Here is a 19,472-nt window from a genome sequence, read left to right as displayed (position 1 = left end):
CTGAAATTTGGATTACCTAAACGCGTAAATAACCAGTCACTGATTCCCCTCAGTAAATGGTTATTTTTTCTGCTTCTAAATATAATATAATTATAAACAATCGTATTGGAGCAGGTATGTTTTATGAAAAAGAAGCTCTTGAAATATGAACCTCTTTATATTTTAATATCATACGCTATATTAGCCCTTCTAATGTACTGGACCATTAGAGCAGACTTTGTTTGGTATGGTGACGATACCTATTATCATTTTTTAAGAATCATCGGATTATCAGACAATTTCAAACACGGTCTACTACAATCCGGAGTTTCGACATCCTTTTTTGGAAAAATAGGTTATGGTCAATATATTTTTTATCCATGGATTACCTTAATTCCCTTTTCCTTTTTTAAATTATTGACTGCCAGTTGGATTCAAGCTTACTATCTAGGATTAATGTTTTATTTCTTCGTTTCCTTCTTAATAAGTCACTACGTCATGAAGAAATTCTCTAACAGCACTTTTCAGGCTGTTATTTTTGCAGTCGTTTATAATTTCAGCACTTATCGTTTAATTGACTTCTTCTCTCGAGCCGCAATAGGAGAATATTTAGCCACTATCTTTTTGCCACTATGTTTTCTAGGATTCTACGAATTATTTTTCGGTGACAATAAAAACTGGAAAATTTTGGCTATCGGAATGTCTCTAATCATTTTTTCACATATCTTAACCACTTTTATGTGTCTTTTAATATTCGTTCTTATTCTGATAATCTTTTCTCCTAAAGTAAAATTAAGCAAAAACCGCCTACTTGATTTCGGCAAAGCGGTTGGGACTACGATTCTTGCAACGCTAATTTTTACCGTTCCTTTCATCATCGAAGAATTTTCACAAGATTACGGCATTCCTGGTCAACAAGCATTAAAGGGCAAGTCTCTTTTATCATTAATAACATCTAGTTTTCTCAACACAAGTGGTCGTTCATTTGAAGGGCACATATATAATATTGGTCTAATTTTGATATTAGCTTTGTTATTAGGAATAATTATTTTTAAGAAATTCGATTTCACGACTAAAGCCATCTTTACCTTAGCAATTTTGACTTTTATTATGTCAAGCAGCTTCTTTCCTTGGAAATTCCTACAGAATACTCCTATTGGGGTAATTCAATTTCCTTTTAGAAATTTAATCTTTGCAACTTTATTCAGTTCAATTATCGCTGCAAAATCCTTATCAATCTTAATTAAAAATAATCATTTCAGCATCACAATCGCCGTCATATCCGTGACACTAATAAGTGGTAGTTTATGGTATTCATCTTTTAACAAATCGTTAGTGAATTCTTTTATTAGCCAAGATAATTTGGTAATTACCGAAAAAATGGTCAATAGACACAATATCCCTGAAAACTACCTCGACCAATATATTCCCAAAAAGGTCCAAAAATATTTGCCCGAAATCAAACAGCACTTAGGATACATCAATGGTAAAAAATTCCTACAAATTCCTGGTATTAGAAACTCGACGAATTACTTTGAACTCGCGAATATTAAAAAAGGAGATGTAGTCGATCTACCTTATGTCAGATACCGTTTTACCAAGATTCGCTTAAACGGTTCAGTCGAAGACCTTTTACCTAGTAAACGTGGCACAGTTAGGTTCGTGGCGCCGACAGACTTTAATAAATTAAAGATTCAAATTAATTACGACGTACCAGCTTTCCAATTAATTTTTGTTATAAGTTTATTAGCTTGGTTATTTTTAATTATTTAAACGCTTTTAACAAGTCTTCCTTCTTTAAAGTTGCCTTTTGCTTCCCACTAATATCCAGCTTAATCTGACCGTCCTGAACCATTATTAAGCGATTGCCATACTTTAAAGCATCAGACATTTTGTGTGTGATCATCATCGTAGTCAAATGTTGTTCCTGAACGATTTTTTCAGTAATTGTCATTACTTCTTGACTAGTTTTCGGATCAAGCGCCGCTGTATGTTCATCTAATAATAACAATTTAGGTTTACTCAAAGTAGCCATTAAAAGTGACAGTGCTTGTCGTTGACCTCCGGATAAATATTTTACTTGTGTGTCTAAAAAATTTTCTAAGCCCATATTTAAAGCTTTTAATAATTGACTGAAAGATTTTCGATCAGTCTTTTTTTGATACCAATGTAAACTGATTGTTTGGGTATGACTCTGGGCAAGTACCAGGTTCTGCAAAACAGTTAAATCTCCTGCCGTTCCCGTTTTAGGATCTTGAAAGACTCGTGACATCCAACGTGCACGGTAAGCAATTGATTTTTTTGTGACATCATGATCAACTAAATCAATTTCACCAGCGTCAACATGCAAATTACCAGCAATTGTATTCAATAATGTAGACTTACCCGCCCCATTGTTGCCGATAACTGAAATAAAGTCACCATCGTTGATTTTGAGATTAATATTTTTTAAAACGTGACGCTCATTGTTAGTCCCGGGAAAGAATACTTTTTGTAGATGTTTTAGTTGTAAGACTTCCATCAGTTTGATCCTCCACTTGTATTAAATATTTTTTCAATTCTCGTTTAGTTCTGATTCGATTCTGAATAATCGGAACACAGATTACGATCACTAAAATGATTGCCGATAAAATCTTGAGATCATCAGCCGGGAAACCTAATCCCATCGCAAAAGTTAATAATAATCGGTAAATAATTGCTCCTAGGATCATGGCTAATAATCTAGTCAAAATGTTGTGACTACGTAGGAAAATTTCGCCGACTAAGACAGAGGCTAGTCCAATAACGATTGTGCCAATACCCATACCAATATCGGCATAACCATTACTCTGCGCTATCAGAGCCCCTGACAAAGCGATAAAGCCATTGGAGATAACGTAGCCGAAAATAATCATCCCATCGGTATTAATTCCGTTGGCAGCCGACATATTCTTGTTATTGCCTGTAGCCATTAAAGATAATCCTAAACGGGTTTTAAAGAGTCCGAAGAGTAGTGTTATGACGATAAAAATTACGATCAGCCCTAAAACAATCGTCTGTAAGTCGACATCTAAACCTGCTGGCAAATATTCTGTTAAGATTTTTTGACTCAATAACGGAACATTTGATTTGCCCATAATGTGGATGTTAATGGAATATAGACCCGTCATTGTCAAAATTCCTGCTAGAAGTGACGGAATTCTTAATTTCGTATCCAATATTCCCGTTACTAATCCGGCAATACACCCTGCAAAAAATCCCGCCAAAGTGGCTATGATAGCTGATTGGCCTTTGATCATCAAACTAACCGTCACAGCAGCGCCAAAGGGAAAACTTCCTTCAGTGGTCAAATCAGGAATATCCAAAATTCTAAATGTAATAAAAACACCAATAGCTAACGGTGCCCATAATAATCCTTGTCCTAAACTAGATATCAGCATATTTTCCTCCTATGGTTTCATAATTTTATCGGGGTTGATTCCGATAGCTTTAGCATTAGTTTTATTGATATAAAGTCTTAAAGTATGTGAAGTTTCAACTGGCATATCTTGAGGCTTCTTTTTTTCAATCAAAATCTGATAAGCCATTTTAGCGGTTTGCTTGCCTAAATCGTGATAATTGATCCCATATGTAGCCGTTCCACCATCTTCCGCCATTTCAATTGAACCTGTTACGACTGGTAACTTAGCTTCACGCGCTTTTTTACCAATGGTCTTCATCGAACTAGCCATCAAATTATCCGTTGGCAAGTAGATTCCTGAGACTTTCTTAGCCATCCCTGAGACAGCGCTAGCCACATCATTGGTACTAGTTACACTAACGATATTCAATTTCAAATGATGATTCTTCGCATACTTCTTAACCATTTTGACTTGTAATACGGAATTTTCTTCCGATGAATTATATAAAACTCCAATAGGTTTTTGGCTCTTTGTCATAGTAGTCAACAGTTTTATTTGCTTGTCGACTGGACCTAGATCCTTTGTACCTGTGACATTGGTCTGTGGCTTTTTATCATCTTTGACTAATCCTGCGCTCTGCAAGTTGGTTACAGCTGTCACAACAATTGGGGTCGAATTAGTTTTTTTAGCTAACGCCTGTGCTGCGGGAGTGGCTATTCCTAGAATTAAATCGTCTTTTTTTTGAACTAATTGTTGTGACATGGAACTCAGATTTGCTTGATCGCCTTGAGCATTTTGATAGTTGTAATTGATTTTAAGCGACTTATCATGTTCCTTAACCTCTTTATTCAATTCCTCTTTGAATCCCTTTCTAGCGGCATCTAAGGAACCATGGGGCACAATTTGTAGGATTCCTACATTTAATGTTTTCTTGTCCACTGATGAATTGGTGGAACAACTTGTTAAAACTAAAATTGCCATTATGGCGGTGATTGAAATTAGAATTTTTCTCATAAATATTTCCTCCCAGAATATAAAAAAAGCCAACTAGATTCAGATCGAATCTAACTGGTTTTATACTTGGGCCCAAATATTTTCTCCAGCTAGATTTAACCCTGTATCTACGCTGGCTTTAACGACACATTTAAAAGCTTTAGCCAATCAATAGATACGAACACGTCCGCGTTCGTATCCAGCAACTGAATACAAACGCTATCTAAAGAAAAAGCTAAAGGCAAATTGATTATTTAACTGTGACAACCGTTTATTAATTTTCATAATAAAGTTCTCCTCGTTTGCAATTTACATTCTCTAGTAAAACATTCAATAATTAGTCTGTCAATAATTTTATTAGACTATTTTAATTTATTTACAGAATCCTTATAGGTACTTTTTAGTCCCTACTGCACTTTAAAGTACGTAATTGTTTAATTCTCCTAACGCAATATAATGATACTCATGCATTAATCAAGGAGGAAAAATTATGAACAAAAAAGTCTCATCAACTTGGATTCTCTTGTCATTGGCAATCAGTGCCTTTGCCATTGGATCAACTGAATTTATCAGCGTCGGAATCATCCCACTTTTAACCAAAACCTTTGGTATCTCTTTGACACAAGGTGGACTGACAGTTTCAATTTATGCCACAGGTATCATTTTTGGAGCTCCGATTCTAGCATTAGTAACCAACCGTTTTGACCGCAAAAAATTACTGATTGGTATTATGATTAGCTTCATCATCGGTAATTTATTGGCGACCTTCGCGCCCAACTTTACAATCCTTTTGGCAGGCCGAATCATCACCGCTCTGTCACATGGAATTTTTATGACCATCGCTTCATTAATTGCTGCTAATGTAGTAACTCCAAATAAACGTGGTTCAGCTATTGCCATCATGTTTACTGGCTTAACGGTCGCTACTATCGCTGGCGTTCCAATTGGAACTTTTATTGGACAAACTTTCAATTGGCGGATGTCATTTATTTTCCTAATCGTTTTAGGATTAATTGGTTTGATCAGTAACATGCTCTTAGTACCTAATAAATTGCCTTTGCCAAATCCAACTAGTGTCAAGGGTATCTGGAAAATCTTGAAACAACCTCAATTGCTCTTAATCTTATTAGTGACCGCCTTAGGATATGGGGCAACTTTCCCAGTTTATACTTATTTGACGACAATTTTGAATAAGAATATGGGCTGGTCTCAAAGCGCCATTGTTATTATCCTAATTTTCTACGGAATAGCCGTAGCTATTGGTAACACTATTGGTGGCAAATGGGCGAACAAGAAACCTCTCTTTGCCCTTTTGAAAATGTTTATCGGATTAGGAATTGCTTTAATCGTAATGCGCCTAACTATTAATTTGCATTTCTTAGGTTTATTGGCTGTCTTATTACTTGGACTCTTTGCACTCATGAACGTACCCGGACTTCAATTGTATATAGTTCAATTGGCTGAAAAATATACCCCTGACGAAGTTCCATTAGCTTCCGCTTTGAACATTTCAGCATTCAATGTCGGAATCACTTTAGGATCAGCCCTTGATGGACAAGCAGTGGCCCATAATCAATTAGTTAACACACCTTGGTTAGGAATTGGTATGCTAATCGTTGGAATCATCTTAATTGGTTTTCTAATGCGTCTTGAAAAAAGAACTGCACCAACTTTAGACCTAGAAAATTGCTACGACTAAATTATGGTGGTACTATACAACCACTATGGAGGTCATAATGAGGCAAACAATTTATAATATTGGCGTTGAAAATACCATGAGAATTATTGGTGGAAAATGGAAACCAATTATCCTCTGCCATCTCAAATTAGGCATCATGCGTACCGGCCAATTACGACGCGCTATCCCTAATATTACGCAAAAAATGTTAACACAACAGCTACGTGAATTAGAAGATGACGGCATCGTTAATCGTAAAGTATACAATCAAATTCCGCCTAAAGTGGAATATTCATTAACTGATTACGGCCAATCACTCAACAAAATTCTCGAAGAACTCTGTCTTTGGGGAGAAAAGGATATCGACCGTCGCAAAGCACAAGGTGAAAACATTTTACTATTAAATCGACAAGACGTTGATAACGACGCATTACCATATGCTGACTAGCATTAAATTATTTCAAGTAACTCAAAAACAAAAATAGCCTCTATTTAAAGTTCAAAACGATTCTTAAAATCGGTGAAACTTAATAAATAGAGGTTATTTTTTATAATTTGTAAATAAATGAACAATATAACCATCATCCAATCCAAAATAATGAAAACTAATTTCAAACGATTGTTACATCATTGGTTGGTACGAACTCATTTGTGGCGACTCGATAATAAGTTTTCCCATTAATATTAGCCAAACGATCCGTTTTCCAAGTAGTTTCAGAATCCAATTTACGATTATTAATAACCTGACCTTGAGAATTCATAACAACCTGATCCAAATCGCCTGTTTTAATGGTTGCACTCTGTGGTTCATAGGTATAGACATCGCCCGATTTAACCCATCTATCGGTAGCAACTCGATAATAAGTTACCCCTTTTAACTTCATTTGCCTATCGCTAAACCAATTAGTAGCAGAAGTTAGCGAGTTACTCAAAGCTTTCGTATCGTTGTCAAAGAGCGTCGTGACTTTTCTCTGAGGTCTTGTTGCCACTAATTGATTAACTTTCTTAGTTGCAGCAACTTTTTTATATGTCACTTTCTCTGGTGAAGTAATAACATACTTACCTTTGCTTGCTTGTAATTTATCAACATTAACTGTGAAAGTTAAAAGTGATTTATTAGCTTTATAACCATTTCTTTCAGGAACCTTGATTGTTAAAGTGGCAATACCATTTTTTACGCTACCTTTAACGTTCTTATTCAAGATAGTCTTATTTAAATTATTAGGAATATTCACATCAAAAATTTCAATGCCCTTTGCATTAATGGCCCAACTCAAATATTTACCTTTGAGTAACTTTTTGCTACTAATGATTGATTTATTGCCTTTCTTCGTCACTAGCCATTCTTTATGGTTTGTATTCCCACTTGTATCCTGACCTAAGCCAGAATTCTTAAGATGAAAATTTGCTGACAATCTTATCCTATTCAGATTAGTCCCTGTCAAAAAACCGGTTGTTTTTGCATTGCTTTGCCATTTACTGAAATCAAGTTTTCTCAGTCCACTGGCTCCACTGAACATATCATTCATCTTAATTACTTTGTGAACGTCCCAATTGGAAATATCTAATACCTTCAATTGTTGATCTTTCATAAACATAGCTGACATATCAGAAACATTACTTACATTCCAGTTGGAAACATCCAGTTGCTGTAAATTAGAAGTCGTATTATCGGCACTGAACATATGGCGCATATTTAAAACATTGCCAGTATCCCAAGTTGAAACATCAATCAACGACAATCCAGTATCACTAAACATATAACTCATATTGGACACATGGGAAATATCCCAAGTCGAAACATCTAAAACAGTCAAATTACCCAAACCATCAAACATATGACTCATATTAGTTACGTTACTAGTATTCAATCTTTCGCCATTTTTAATTTCTGTTATACCGGAGATACCGTTAGTATTATTACCTATACCAGTAAATAGCCAAGAAGAATTAGCTGGTAAAATAACGTTCCCATCAATCGAAATTTTTTTAATATCTTGTTTAATACTGTCGAATTTAACATTAGGATATTCATTTTCGTTTGAAGTTAAGGACTTCCCCAATGAACCTGCTTGTAACGTTCCACTTTCGATATGAAGCGTGTCATCATCTGAAATATACCACTGACAAGTTCCGTCAATTCCTGAATACTTCACTTCCGAGGTAGAAGATTCCATCTCATCACCTAAGGAAGCTGCACTAGTTTGAGCATGAACTGTGGTACTAGTTCCCAAAATAGAAAGTGACAAGCCTAAAGCAATAATCAATTTACCCCAATTTTTTTGCCCCATTTTCAATTAAAACGGCCCCCTTAATTAATTAGAATAATTATAGCACCAATATAAGAATTTAGAGTTTTTTCTCAAAAAACGACTATTTCACAACACAAATAGCGACAGCAATCATAATTCGATCACTGCCGCTACCAATTTCAACGAAAGAAGCAATGTTTAACTGCATCCCGCGCTATACTCTTTTGAATTAGTCTATATATTTAAATGTATGTTTCTTAGCAAGATTGTCTTCTGAATAAACTGCCAAAACAATTGCTACAAAAGCAGCAACGGGAATGATGTATCGGCTTTGTAAAGCGACCAAAACCATTAACAACATGACTACTACCGCCATCAGTGCTACCTTCATAAATTTTACATTTCTTGTTGTCATAACATCCACCCCTTAAGTGTTTTTTAGTTTATTTCCTTTTGTCCACAGATGAGAATACCATGGTCAAAAGTGATTTACAAGCCGTTAGATCGCTACTTTCAGCCATTTTCCTATCGTAAAAAATAGCTCTAATAATTGACAACATTTTCTTAGAAAGAATTAAAAATCAAATCCAACTGCGACTAAGGCTTTAGAAAATATCGACAGATTGCTTAAACGAAAATGAAATTAAATTAGAATGAAACTTATTCAATTATTTTTAAATTTATTTGTATTACAAACGCCTCCGTGTCGGCATTTCTGTACAGTTGTTACGTATATGTGAACAACAATACTTTCATTTTTGATTAGAAATCTACAAGATTCCATCTAATCCAATAGGCGCCTGAATTGACATGGTATATATATCCTATGATAAATTGTATATAGGCGATATTATCAAATATTAAGAAAGGACTGATTTTCTGACCAAATTCTATCAACTAACAACTGACGATGTTTTAGATAAGCTATTAGTCGATTCAAATGTTGGCCTTACGAACGAACAAGTCCAAGAAAATCGCAAATTATACGGTACCAATGAACTAAATGAGAAAAAGGATACTCCCGCTTGGAAAATTTTTCTCAAAGGATTTCAGGAGCCAATCGTTATTGTACTTTTAGGTGCAATCCTTCTGTCACTCTTAAGTTCATTCTATGCTTTCAATTTTCAAAACAACGTAAAGCATGGAAAAGAAGCACTCTATGAGGCAATTGCCATCTTAATTTTAGTAATCATCAATGCCTCAATCGTCTTCTTTCAAGAAATGAGCACCAAGAAAAGTCTTGATGCTTTAAAAGAAATGGATGATCGAACTACCGTTGTCTTAAGAAACGAAGAATGGCAAACAATCCCGACCAAAGATATTGTCGTTGGTGATCTTATCAAAGTAAAAATGGGAGATTTCGTTGAAGCCGATGTGCGGTGGATCAAAAGTTCCGAGCTTCAAGTGATTGAATCCCATTTGACTGGTGAAGCAGATGCCATTTCAAAAGATACGGCTGCTATTTCTAAGGATACTCAATTAGCTGACCGTTCCAATATGGGTTATTCCGGATCAACTGTCTCTAACGGTCAGGGTGTGGGAATTGTCGTGGGAATCGGTGACAACACCGAATTAGGTAATATTGCCTCCATGTTACAAAACACTGACAAAAAAGCCTCCCCACTCCAAACTACTATCAAAAAACTAACCAGTAGTTTAATGAAAGTTTCTGCTGGAATTGTCTTATTAACTATTATCGTTGGCATTATCAAAGCTGGAGAACTCAGTGTTGCTTCAATAAGCTCTGTTTTGTCAACCTCGATTTCCTTAGCAGTTGCCTCAATTCCCGACGCCATGCCGATTGTTTTATCAATCGTCTTGACTATTGGCGCTACTAAGACGGCCCTGAACAACGGTCTGGTCAAATCACTGAATAGTGTTGAAACTCTTGGTAGTACCTCTTATATTTCTTCCGATAAAACTGGTACTCTGACTCAAAACCAGATGACTGTAACTAACTTTTACGATGGAACAAATTCCTATGATGTAAAGGGTCGTGGTTATACGCCAGAAGGGGATATTATCAGTGACAGTTCATCAGTAGTTAATCTTGATTCAGCTTTCCTAATTGGGGCTGTCTTAGTCAATGAAGCAAGTGTCAAAGAAGAGGATGGAGTCTTCAAGCCCTTTGGTAATCCTACTGAAATCGCCTTAAATGTCTTGGGACAAAAGGCTGGTGTCACTAAAGAATCGCTTTTATTGAAAAATAAAATCATACGAACGCTCCCATTTACCAGTGACCGAAAAATGATGAGTGTCGTTGTCGAAACTGACAAAGGTTATCGTCTCTATACTAAAGGCGCTCCTGATGTTCTTTTACAGAATAGTCAACAGTTACTTCTAGATGGTAAATTAGTTGAAAGTTCTCGCAGTCAAAACTTTGAAAAAATCATTGACGATTACGCTAAGCAAGCCTTAAGAACAATTGCTGTCGCATACCGTGATATTACTAAACACCAAGCGCAAACTAGCAGTGTTGAAGAATTAGAACAAAATTTAACCACTGTTGGTGTAGCCGGTATAATTGATCCTCCCAGGCCAGAGGTTAAAGCTTCAGTCAAAACATTAAACGAAGCTAAAATTGAGGTCGTGATGATTACTGGTGATCATGCGCAAACAGCTAGAGCGATTGCCTACGATTTAGGAATCGTTAAAGATAAAAATGCTCGTGTAATTGAGGGTAGTGAGATTGAAGAGATGACTGATGACCAACTTTTCAATGTTGTCATTGGAACTAATATTTACGCTCGAGTTACTCCAGAGCACAAGCAAAGAATTATTCGTCAATTACAAAAACACAAACAAATCGTAGCTATGACTGGTGATGGTGTTAACGATGCTCCTGCTCTAAAAGCGGCCGACATCGGTATTGCTATGGGAATCACTGGTACTGAGGTTACAAAAGATTCAGCCGATTTAATTTTACTAGATGACAAATTTACGACTATTGAAAAATCTGTTCGTAATGGTCGAATGATTTACGCTAATATCAAAAATTTCATGCGTCATGAATTGACTACTAATGTGGCTGAAGTTTCATCACTGTTATTCGGTTTATTCTTGACTCAAACTATTGGGCAAGTCCCGGGTGAAACCGCAACGCTTAGTGCCTTGATGGTCTTATGGGTCAATATGATCAGTGACTCGATTCCATCGTTTGCCTTAGGTTATGATGTCGCTGAATCAGATATTATGAAAGAAAAACCGCGTGATGTGAATGAATCAATCTTAGCCAATAATACTTGGTCAAGAGTCTTGATTCGGGGAACTGTCATGGGAATGATGGTTTATCTGGCGTTTATCTGGGCTGCAAGAATGGGCGCTACGAGCAATCAAGCTCAGACTGTGGCTTTCTTGACTTTAGTCTTTGGACAACTGTGGCACGTTTTTGATGCTAGAAGTTCCAAAACAATTTTTAGAAGAAATCCTTTCGAAAATAAACATTTACTAGCAGCTGTTTTATTCGCTGGGGTCTCATCAATTCTGGTGACGACTATTCCATTCTTCAATACGGTTATGGGAACAGCTCAATTGCCTATTATCGTTTATTTAATGGTTATCTTCATCCCAGCTTTACCAACATTTGTCTTATCGGGAATCAAAGAAATCTTCAAAATCAAAATCTGGTAAAAATATTTATTTATGTAAATACGAAACATAATTTTCCACTTAAAGTAAATAAGGCAAGGTAATCAAAATACGATTACCTTGCCTTATTTTTATGCTCGAAAGCTGACTACTTTATAGTCTGCTCTCTTGTCTTAACAAACGGTTTTATTCTTAAATGAATTTTATTATCTAGTCGCTCCAAGTCCAATCCTTTACTTCTGGCAAATCATCACCATACTCACGGATGTACTTGTTATGTTTTTCAACTTCTTTTTCCATCTTATCGGCGAAGTCACTAGCAGCATCACCTTGAACAGCAACGGCAGCTTCTTCAGCCAAGTGGAATCTATCCATTTCATTGACTACACGCATATCGAATGGTGTTGTGATATCACCGTTTTCACGGTAACCATGAACGTATAGATTATGGTTTGCACGATCAAAGAAGATATCCTTGATAATGTCTTCAAAGCCATGGAAGGCGAACAAGACTGGTCTATCAACTGTGAAGATTTCGTTGAATTGTTCATCAGTTAAACCACGTGGGTCTACCTTTGGTGATCTCAACTTCAAGAGGTCAACGACGTTGACATATCTGATCTTGATGTCTGGTTTTTCTTTTCTCAAGATACTGATAGCAGCAAGTGATTCAAGGTTTGGTTCAGTACCAGCTGAAGCAATCACGATATCTGGATCGCCATTGTCATTTGATGCCCAGTCAATTACCTTAAGTCCCTTATCAGCTAATTCTTGTCCTTCTTCAATTGAGAAGAATTGTAATCTTGGTTGTTTTGAAGTTACCAACAAATTGATCTTTTCTTGGTCGTCTAAGATCTTAGGCATTACAGCAAGCAATGAGTTTGTGTCAGCTGGGAAGTATTCACGAATATATTCGGGTTTCTTTTCAGCCAAGTGTGTAATGATACCTGGATCTTGGTGAGTATAACCATTGTGATCTTGTTGGAAAGCTGTTGATGTAGCAATGACATTGAGTGATGGGTACTTGTTTCTCCACTTCAATTCATTAGCTTTTCTCAACCACTTGAAGTGTTGTGTCAACATTGAATCGACAACTCTCAAGAAAGCTTCGTAACTAGCAAACATACCATGACGACCTGTCAAAGTATAACCTTCGTTGAATCCTTCAGCTTGATGTTCTGAAAGTTGTGAATCAATGATACGACCAACTGGTGCTTCATATTGATCATTAGGTTCTTTAACTGGTTCCATCCATTGACGAGGACTAGCATCAAATGCGCCATAAAGACGGTTTGACATTGTTTCATCAGGTCCAAATAATCTGAATGTCTTTTCGTTCTTCTTGATAACATCGCCTAAGTACTTACCTAGTTCGATCATATCTTGAGCTGTCTTTGTACCTGGTTTGTCAAACTTCAAAGCATAGTTCTTGTAATCTGGAAGATCTAATGGTTTAGGATCAACCCCACCGTTAACGATTGGGTTCATGGCCATTCTGTTTTGACCCTTAGGTGTAATTGCAGCAATGTCGCTTCTCAACTTACCATTTTCATCAAATAGTTCATCAGGTTTGTATGACTTCAACCATTCAACTAATTTATCAGCGTGTTCCATGTCATTTTGGTCAACAGGAATTGGAATTTGGTGAGCTCTGAATGAACCTTCAATAGGTTCGCCATCCCAAGTCTTAGGACCAGTCCAGCCCTTAGGTGCACGGAAGATGATAACAGGCCACTTAGGCATCTTAGCTTCAGAAGCTGGATGTTTTCTAGCCTCTTCTTGAATTGACTTGATCTTTTCAATAGCTTCATCCATAGTCTTAGCCATTTCTGGATGCATCTTTTGTGGATCTGTACCTTCAACGAACATTGGATCCCAACCCATACCTTCAAAGTACTTAGTTAGATCTTCATCACTCTTACGTGACAAGATTGTTGGGTTAGAAATCTTGAATCCATTAAGGTTAAGAATTGGCAAAACAGCACCATCATTAACTGGGTTAATGAATGTGTTAGAGAACCATGAAGCAGCCAAAGGACCAGTTTCTGATTCACCATCACCAATAACTACAGCAGCAATTTCATCAGGATTATCAAGAATTGCACCAACACCATGTGATAGAGAATAACCTAATTCTCCACCTTCATGCATTGATCCTGGTGTCTCAGGAGCGGCATGAGATGCAACACCACCTGGGAATGAGAATTGTTTAAATAATTTTTGCATACCCTTTGTATCTTGAGTAATTTCTGGATAAATCTCAGTATAACTACCATCTAGGTATGAGTTTGAAACCATAACTTGCCCACCATGTCCTGGGCCTTCGATATAGAACATCTTCAAACCATACTTATTAATAGCACGATTCAAATGTGCATAAATGAAGTTTTGACCAGCGATAGTTCCCCAATGTCCGATTGGGTGAACCTTAACATCGGAAGCTTTTAATTCACGTTTTAATAAAGGATTATCTTTTAAATACAATTGTCCAACAGAAACATAATTGGCTGCACGCCAATATTTATCAATTAAGTCTAAATATTCTTTTGATGAGTAATCAGTCATTACCAGCACACTCCTTACGTTTTTACATTCTAATCATAACCAAAATTCAAATAAAAGTCAACCACTTTTATAATTGGGTCGCACCAATTATTGAAAACACTTACTTATTAGCATCCACAAATGAATTATATTTGAAATACTTATAGTGAAGCTTCATGGTTGAGAACTCAAACGGAGTTCCATCGTCCAAGAAGAAAATACCTTCCATGATACCAACCGGTTCGATTGGCTTAAGATGCAGCAAGTTTTTGCCCTCTTCGTCAGATGGTTCAGCGGAAATTGTCAGATAAGTTTTATTGACTTCTTTTCCTAACTCAGACTCTACATAATTAAAGATAGATTCGGAAGCAATTTGCTCAGACAATTCTGGAGCCAATTTTATCGGAATATAACCTGTCTCAATCATAAAAGGAACATCGTCCAATAAACGCAGACGCTTGAATGAATAAACAAATTCGGTTGGTTTCAAAAATAAATTGTCCTGAAGATCTTTGTTGGGATGTACGACATCGAATTTCAAGACTTTGATTCCCGGTCTTTGTCCATTAGCTTGAAAACTATCAGTAATTCCCAAATTCTTACCACTGTAATTAAAATAAGAATCCTGTTTTAAATACAAAGGATTGACGAATGTTCCTGAACCTCTTTTTTTAAAAATTATGCCCTGGTCTGCCATCAATCCTAAAGCACGCTTAACAGAGCTTCGACTGACACTGTAGCTTTCCGCAAGCGACCTTTCATCGGGTAAACGCATGTCTGAAAATTCTCCTGCATTAATTGCTTTTTTTAAAGATGTCACTATTTTTTGATAAACTAAATCAGCCATTTTTTGCCTCATTTCTTAATTGGGTCGTACCATTTAAAAATATGGTATCTATCTCTTAATTTGATTATATCTTATTAATTTAATTAATTACATACCAAAATAGAATAAACTATCTTTTCTCATCAAACAACTAAAAAATCCAGTGTAAGCAAACTTTGATAGTTGCTACACTGGATTCTAAATTGCGTGATTTCTATTAATTAGTTCAAGGTCTGAAAATCTTGTTCCATTTTAACTGGAAATTCTTTAGGTTCTTTTTGATTCTTGATTAAATCATTTGTCATTTTGACTGAATAAACTGTTCTATTGTCATATGGCACAAAATACATTACGAGATTAGTCAAATCAAGCACGGTCTGATATTGTGTGTAACTGGCTTCTCCGTTGCCTTTGATGTTGACACCCTTGGGGATGGTTACACTATCAAGCATATGCAAAATTGTGTTAACGGCTTGTTGATTATCTTTAGGGGTCTCGGTCACTTCACGTATGAAGGCTGTTCTGACGAAGCGATCAACTGCTGTGTATCCACCTGGGAGTCTAAAGGTTCCATTTTGGCCTAATGGAATAACTTCTTGATTACCAAATTTTTTCGCACCAAAATTGGTTGTCTGAGCACCCAAATAATTAGCCAAATTAGTCTTATGCCAATTGTAATCAGGAGTATTAGTCAAAACGCCCACTTTATCTTCTTGTAAGGTCAATCCATTACCTTCTGGTTCAAGAATATAGGTAGCTCCTGTTGCATCACTGAAAATCCAATGCAATGGTTGATTGGCTTGCATTACACCACGATCTGATTCGATCAGATGTACTTTTTTGAGATTCTCTTTCAAATCTTCAATAGATTTATTATTTCCTAAGGCCCAGAGGATAAATTCTTCAGCAACTAAATTAATTTCCCCTTCAACTGGCTTTTTCTCATACTTTGCGGCATTGGCAAAGTACAATTCAGCGGCTGACAATCCGTATTCATTGAATCCATCAGCGACCATATAGTTATTGCCATACTTGGCACCAGTTCCCACGATAGCATAATCAGCAACATAGGCTTTCTTATCATATGAAGAAATCCATTGATATTGTTCTGGCAAAAATGTTGGACGACCATTCAATTCAAAGGCGAAATCCATTGTTCTGGCTAAAAATTTTGAACCATCTAAGGCTTCTAGACTAAGACTCGTACACATATATTTGTTCTTCCTTTCAACGATCTTACGCAAGTTATTATTCTCTAATTTTTTAACATTATCAAGAATTTTATTTTATGGATTTTAATAATAACCCTTTCATTTTCAATATGATAAGCTAACTGTGTAATTATAAATTCTGGAGGAAAATTTCATGACAATCGATATTAAAAAAGCTCAAGACGTTTATAAAGATGCCGGCGAAAGTGTCATCTTTACTACTTTAATGTTGAAACGCCAAGATTTAAAGACGGAAAAAGATGCAATCGCTGAATTTTCTGACATGTCTAACTCAATTATCAATAGTATGAGAATCCGTGATCCTGAGGCTCAAGCACATATTGCGTGGGGATTTGGATCAGATGCTTGGGATCATCTCTTTCCCGACGCTCCAAAACCAAAAGAATTAGAAAATTTCAAAGAGATCAAGGGACCTAAATACACTGCTGTTTCAACACCAGGTGATATTTTTATCCATGTTCGTTCTAAGAAAATGGCAGTTTGCTACGAATTAATGGATCAATTCATGGGTATTCTACGACCAATCACTACTGTTGAAGATGAAACTCACGGTTTCAGATACATTGAAGGTCGTGCCATTATTGGTTTCATCGACGGAACCGAGAACCCGGCCGGAATTGATTCTATGGACTATACCTTGATTGATAACAAAGAAGATCCTGAATTTGAAAATGGTTCCTATGCATTTGCTCAAAAATACATTCATAATATGGAAGCTTGGAAAAAATTAAAGACTGAAGATCAGGAAAAAGCTATCGGTCGTCATAAATTTTCCGATCGTGAATTACCTGATGAAGAAAAACTTCCCAATGCTCACAATGTTGCCTCAAAAGATGAGGAAGGTGGAGTTGAACACAAAATTGTCAGAATGAATGTCCCATTCTCCGATCCGGCTAAGGATATTACAGGGACCTACTTTATCGGCTACTCAAAGGATTTTGCTATTACTAATCGTATGTTGACTAATATGTTCACTAAGAGTGATCGCTTACTTGATTTTAGTACCCCTATTACTGGTAATTTGTTCTTTATTCCATCAAAAACTACTCTTGAGAAGATTGCTGATGGGGATTATTAATTAATTTAATTACACTTCAAAAAAGGAATCATTTCCAAATAATTGGATATGATTCCTTTTTTGATCATAGTTTATTTTTAGTTTGCGTATCTCCACAAACGTCTCACAAATAGCAATGACAATAAAAACATCAATATTCCTGATAATATCAGTGAAACTCGGCCCAGGATAAAGGCTGGATCCACGGTCATTTCAATCACGCTTAAAATAATTGAAACTAATACTAACAGGGATGTTTTCCTTAAAATCATGGAAATTACCTCCCCTATTTGATACGACTAAATTATATCAGTCCGTAATCTACTTGGCACTAATTACTTAGGAAAGATTACATGTATACCTACGAAAAATAAAATTAAACCAATAATTAAGAGTAAGTAATAGATTAGTTCCCTTTTTGCCTTGAAAGAAATTGCCATGACAGCAATTCCTACAATAAATAGTAAAATTGATAAAATTATTTGCATATATTACCACTCCTCATAATTGACATTTAGTATACTTAGGTTAAGATGTATTGTGCTTTTTATGAAATTAAATCTTTTAGAAATTAACTTTTCAAAAATAATTCGTCATTTTTTGCATAATTATCTTTTTTAACGTTACTTTTATCTTTATACTATATAAGGTACTTCTTTTTTGTAGGGGAAAACGTAAATGGCTGTATTAAAACGTGTATTTTCAGATAGGGTGCTTTGGATCGCTGGGGCAGCGGCGATTCTCACCTCAATCTTCATTAGTCCACCTCAATTGATGGACATTAATTGGAAGACACTTGCTTCACTGTTATCTATGATGATTATAATCCAAATCTATGACTATTTGGACTTTCTAAAGTATTACGCCGCGTATATGACGCATAAAGCGAAAACTACACGACAAATGATATTTATGTTAGCCTCACTAGCTTTTTTTGGAGCTATGTTCTTAACTAATGATGTTACAATTTTAACCTTAGTTCCACTGTTTTACCAACTTTCCAAACATATTAAGGTAAATCCAATCTTTCCAGTCATTATAATTGCGATGGCTGCTAATCTTGGAAGTATGTTTACTCCATTTGGAAATACCCACAATTTATTCCTATTGACACACTTTAACCTAGGTATTAAACAATTCTTTATTATGTCTACTCCGATAACGATTGTTACATTTTTGGCGGTTTTTCTAGCAACTCGTTTTTTTCCAGAGGATCCAATCGAGCTAACTGAATTACCTGCTGTTGAATTAAACATACCTAGTTTATCATTAACTGTGGCTGTCACAATTGTTATTTTCCTAGGAATTTTTTCTGTGATTCCAATGTGGGGCTCATTGATTGCTGCTTTATTATTGGTAATTTTTATTAATCCACATATTTTACAATCAGTTGACTATTCAATCGTACTTATTTTTATGTGCTTTTTCATTGCCGTTGGTAATATCAATCGTGAACCAGCAATTGTTAACAATTTGCAACAATTTATTCAAACAAGAACTAGCACTTACTTAACTTCAATAATCACTAGTCAATTCATTAGTAATGTTCCAACAACAATTTTGGTTTCCAAATTCTCAAAATATGTTCACGCCATTTTTTTAGGTACGAATATTGGTGGATTAGGAACGGTCGTTGGTTCTTTAGCTAACTTGTTGGCATTTAAACAATATCGATTTTTCTTTAAGAAAAATCCAGGAAAATATCTCATGTATTTCACAATTATAAACTTTACAATGTTAATTATAATTGGAACAATTGGTTATTTCCTAATAGATTTCGGTTTGTAAAGAATGAGACAAAGTATATTTAGTTTCAGATTAAAAACGGTAGATTCAATAATTTAAAGTTATTGGATCTACTTTTTTGTTTACATCAAAAAAAGTGTTCTATAACTATCAGACAATTATCTAATAATTACAAAACACTTAATTGTTTATCAATT

Annotated in this window: 16 protein-coding genes; 6 read left to right on the top strand and 10 right to left on the bottom strand. The window is 35.7% G+C overall.

What is annotated here, in order from left to right; translation table 11 throughout:
• Positions 1-123: 123 nt before the first annotated feature.
• Entirely contained in the window at positions 124-1,752 is a 1,629-nt protein-coding gene (locus LA20249_RS09790) for a hypothetical protein (protein WP_057737733.1), read from the top strand.
• On the opposite strand, the gene LA20249_RS09785 is transcribed toward LA20249_RS09790, so the two are convergent.
• From LA20249_RS09785 to LA20249_RS09775, 3 genes are read right to left on the bottom strand one after another with little or no spacing between them, the layout of a single operon-like run.
• Complete coding sequence (locus LA20249_RS09785; protein ID WP_057737735.1) at positions 1,745-2,500, bottom strand: ABC transporter ATP-binding protein; 756 nt, start codon at positions 2,498-2,500, stop codon at positions 1,745-1,747. The two genes, LA20249_RS09790 and LA20249_RS09785, sit on opposite strands and share 8 nt — an antisense overlap.
• Positions 2,448-3,398, bottom strand: a complete 951-nt coding sequence (locus LA20249_RS09780) for an ABC transporter permease (RefSeq protein WP_057737737.1) — start codon at positions 3,396-3,398, stop codon at positions 2,448-2,450. The genes LA20249_RS09785 and LA20249_RS09780 overlap by 53 nt, the downstream gene beginning before the upstream one ends.
• A 9-nt stretch (positions 3,399-3,407) precedes the next feature.
• The gene (locus tag LA20249_RS09775; protein WP_057737739.1) at positions 3,408-4,373 is read right to left on the bottom strand and encodes an ABC transporter substrate-binding protein; all 966 of its coding nucleotides are present in this window, start codon (positions 4,371-4,373) and stop codon (positions 3,408-3,410) included.
• A 469-nt stretch (positions 4,374-4,842) separates the two neighbouring features.
• Here LA20249_RS09775 and LA20249_RS09770 point away from each other — a divergent pair, with 469 nt between their 5' ends.
• Positions 4,843-6,051 (top strand): MFS transporter, encoded by a 1,209-nt coding sequence (locus tag LA20249_RS09770; protein ID WP_057737741.1) that lies wholly within the window; start codon positions 4,843-4,845, stop codon positions 6,049-6,051.
• Between the two features lie 37 nt (positions 6,052-6,088).
• The gene (locus LA20249_RS09765; protein ID WP_057737743.1) at positions 6,089-6,478 is read left to right on the top strand and encodes a winged helix-turn-helix transcriptional regulator; all 390 of its coding nucleotides are present in this window, start codon (positions 6,089-6,091) and stop codon (positions 6,476-6,478) included.
• Between the two features lie 163 nt (positions 6,479-6,641).
• Here the strand turns inward: LA20249_RS09765 and LA20249_RS09760 are convergent, their stop codons facing one another.
• Together LA20249_RS09760 and LA20249_RS09755 are read right to left on the bottom strand one after the other, a co-directional pair.
• Positions 6,642-8,321 (bottom strand): DUF285 domain-containing protein, encoded by a 1,680-nt coding sequence (locus LA20249_RS09760; RefSeq protein ID WP_235806737.1) that lies wholly within the window; start codon positions 8,319-8,321, stop codon positions 6,642-6,644.
• 190 nt (positions 8,322-8,511) lie between these two features.
• Positions 8,512-8,697, bottom strand: a complete 186-nt coding sequence (locus LA20249_RS09755) for a hypothetical protein (protein ID WP_057737747.1) — start codon at positions 8,695-8,697, stop codon at positions 8,512-8,514.
• A gap of 464 nt (positions 8,698-9,161) precedes the next feature.
• Here LA20249_RS09755 and LA20249_RS09750 point away from each other — a divergent pair, with 464 nt between their 5' ends.
• The gene (locus LA20249_RS09750; protein ID WP_057737749.1) at positions 9,162-11,912 is read left to right on the top strand and encodes a cation-translocating P-type ATPase; all 2,751 of its coding nucleotides are present in this window, start codon (positions 9,162-9,164) and stop codon (positions 11,910-11,912) included.
• 168 nt (positions 11,913-12,080) lie between these two features.
• Here LA20249_RS09750 and LA20249_RS09745 read toward each other — a convergent pair whose 3' ends face one another.
• The 3 genes from LA20249_RS09745 to LA20249_RS09735 all read right to left on the bottom strand — a co-directional run bounded on the left by LA20249_RS09745 (position 12,081) and on the right by LA20249_RS09735 (position 16,451).
• A complete protein-coding gene (locus LA20249_RS09745; RefSeq protein WP_057737751.1) occupies positions 12,081-14,435 on the bottom strand; it encodes a phosphoketolase family protein in 2,355 nt (784 codons plus the stop codon).
• Positions 14,436-14,535: 100 nt separating this feature from the next.
• A complete protein-coding gene (locus LA20249_RS09740; protein ID WP_057737753.1) occupies positions 14,536-15,261 on the bottom strand; it encodes a GntR family transcriptional regulator in 726 nt (241 codons plus the stop codon).
• Positions 15,262-15,461: 200 nt separating this feature from the next.
• Positions 15,462-16,451, bottom strand: coding sequence for a choloylglycine hydrolase family protein (locus tag LA20249_RS09735; protein WP_057737755.1), 990 nt, complete (start codon positions 16,449-16,451; stop codon positions 15,462-15,464).
• A 154-nt stretch (positions 16,452-16,605) separates the two neighbouring features.
• On the opposite strand from LA20249_RS09735, the gene LA20249_RS09730 reads away from it, so the two are divergent.
• A complete protein-coding gene (locus LA20249_RS09730; RefSeq protein WP_057737757.1) occupies positions 16,606-17,550 on the top strand; it encodes a Dyp-type peroxidase in 945 nt (314 codons plus the stop codon).
• A gap of 77 nt (positions 17,551-17,627) precedes the next feature.
• Here LA20249_RS09730 and LA20249_RS11690 read toward each other — a convergent pair whose 3' ends face one another.
• Positions 17,628-17,801 carry a hypothetical protein gene (locus tag LA20249_RS11690; RefSeq protein WP_157054429.1) on the bottom strand — a complete coding sequence of 58 codons (174 nt, stop codon included), beginning with the start codon at positions 17,799-17,801 and terminating at the stop codon, positions 17,628-17,630.
• 63 nt (positions 17,802-17,864) lie between these two features.
• Positions 17,865-18,017, bottom strand: a complete 153-nt coding sequence (locus tag LA20249_RS11685) for a DUF6095 family protein (protein ID WP_157054430.1) — start codon at positions 18,015-18,017, stop codon at positions 17,865-17,867.
• Between the two features lie 190 nt (positions 18,018-18,207).
• Between LA20249_RS11685 and LA20249_RS09725 the strand changes: the two genes are divergently transcribed.
• Positions 18,208-19,317 carry an SLC13 family permease gene (locus LA20249_RS09725; protein ID WP_057737759.1) on the top strand — a complete coding sequence of 370 codons (1,110 nt, stop codon included), beginning with the start codon at positions 18,208-18,210 and terminating at the stop codon, positions 19,315-19,317.
• The last annotated feature ends 155 nt before the right edge of the window (positions 19,318-19,472 follow it).

The sequence above is a fragment of the Companilactobacillus alimentarius DSM 20249 genome (assembly GCF_002849895.1).
GTDB classification, from domain to species: Bacteria; Bacillota; Bacilli; order Lactobacillales; family Lactobacillaceae; genus Companilactobacillus; species Companilactobacillus alimentarius.
Note: the sequence above shows the minus strand (reverse complement) of the source record. Positions and strands in the feature narration are given on the sequence as shown.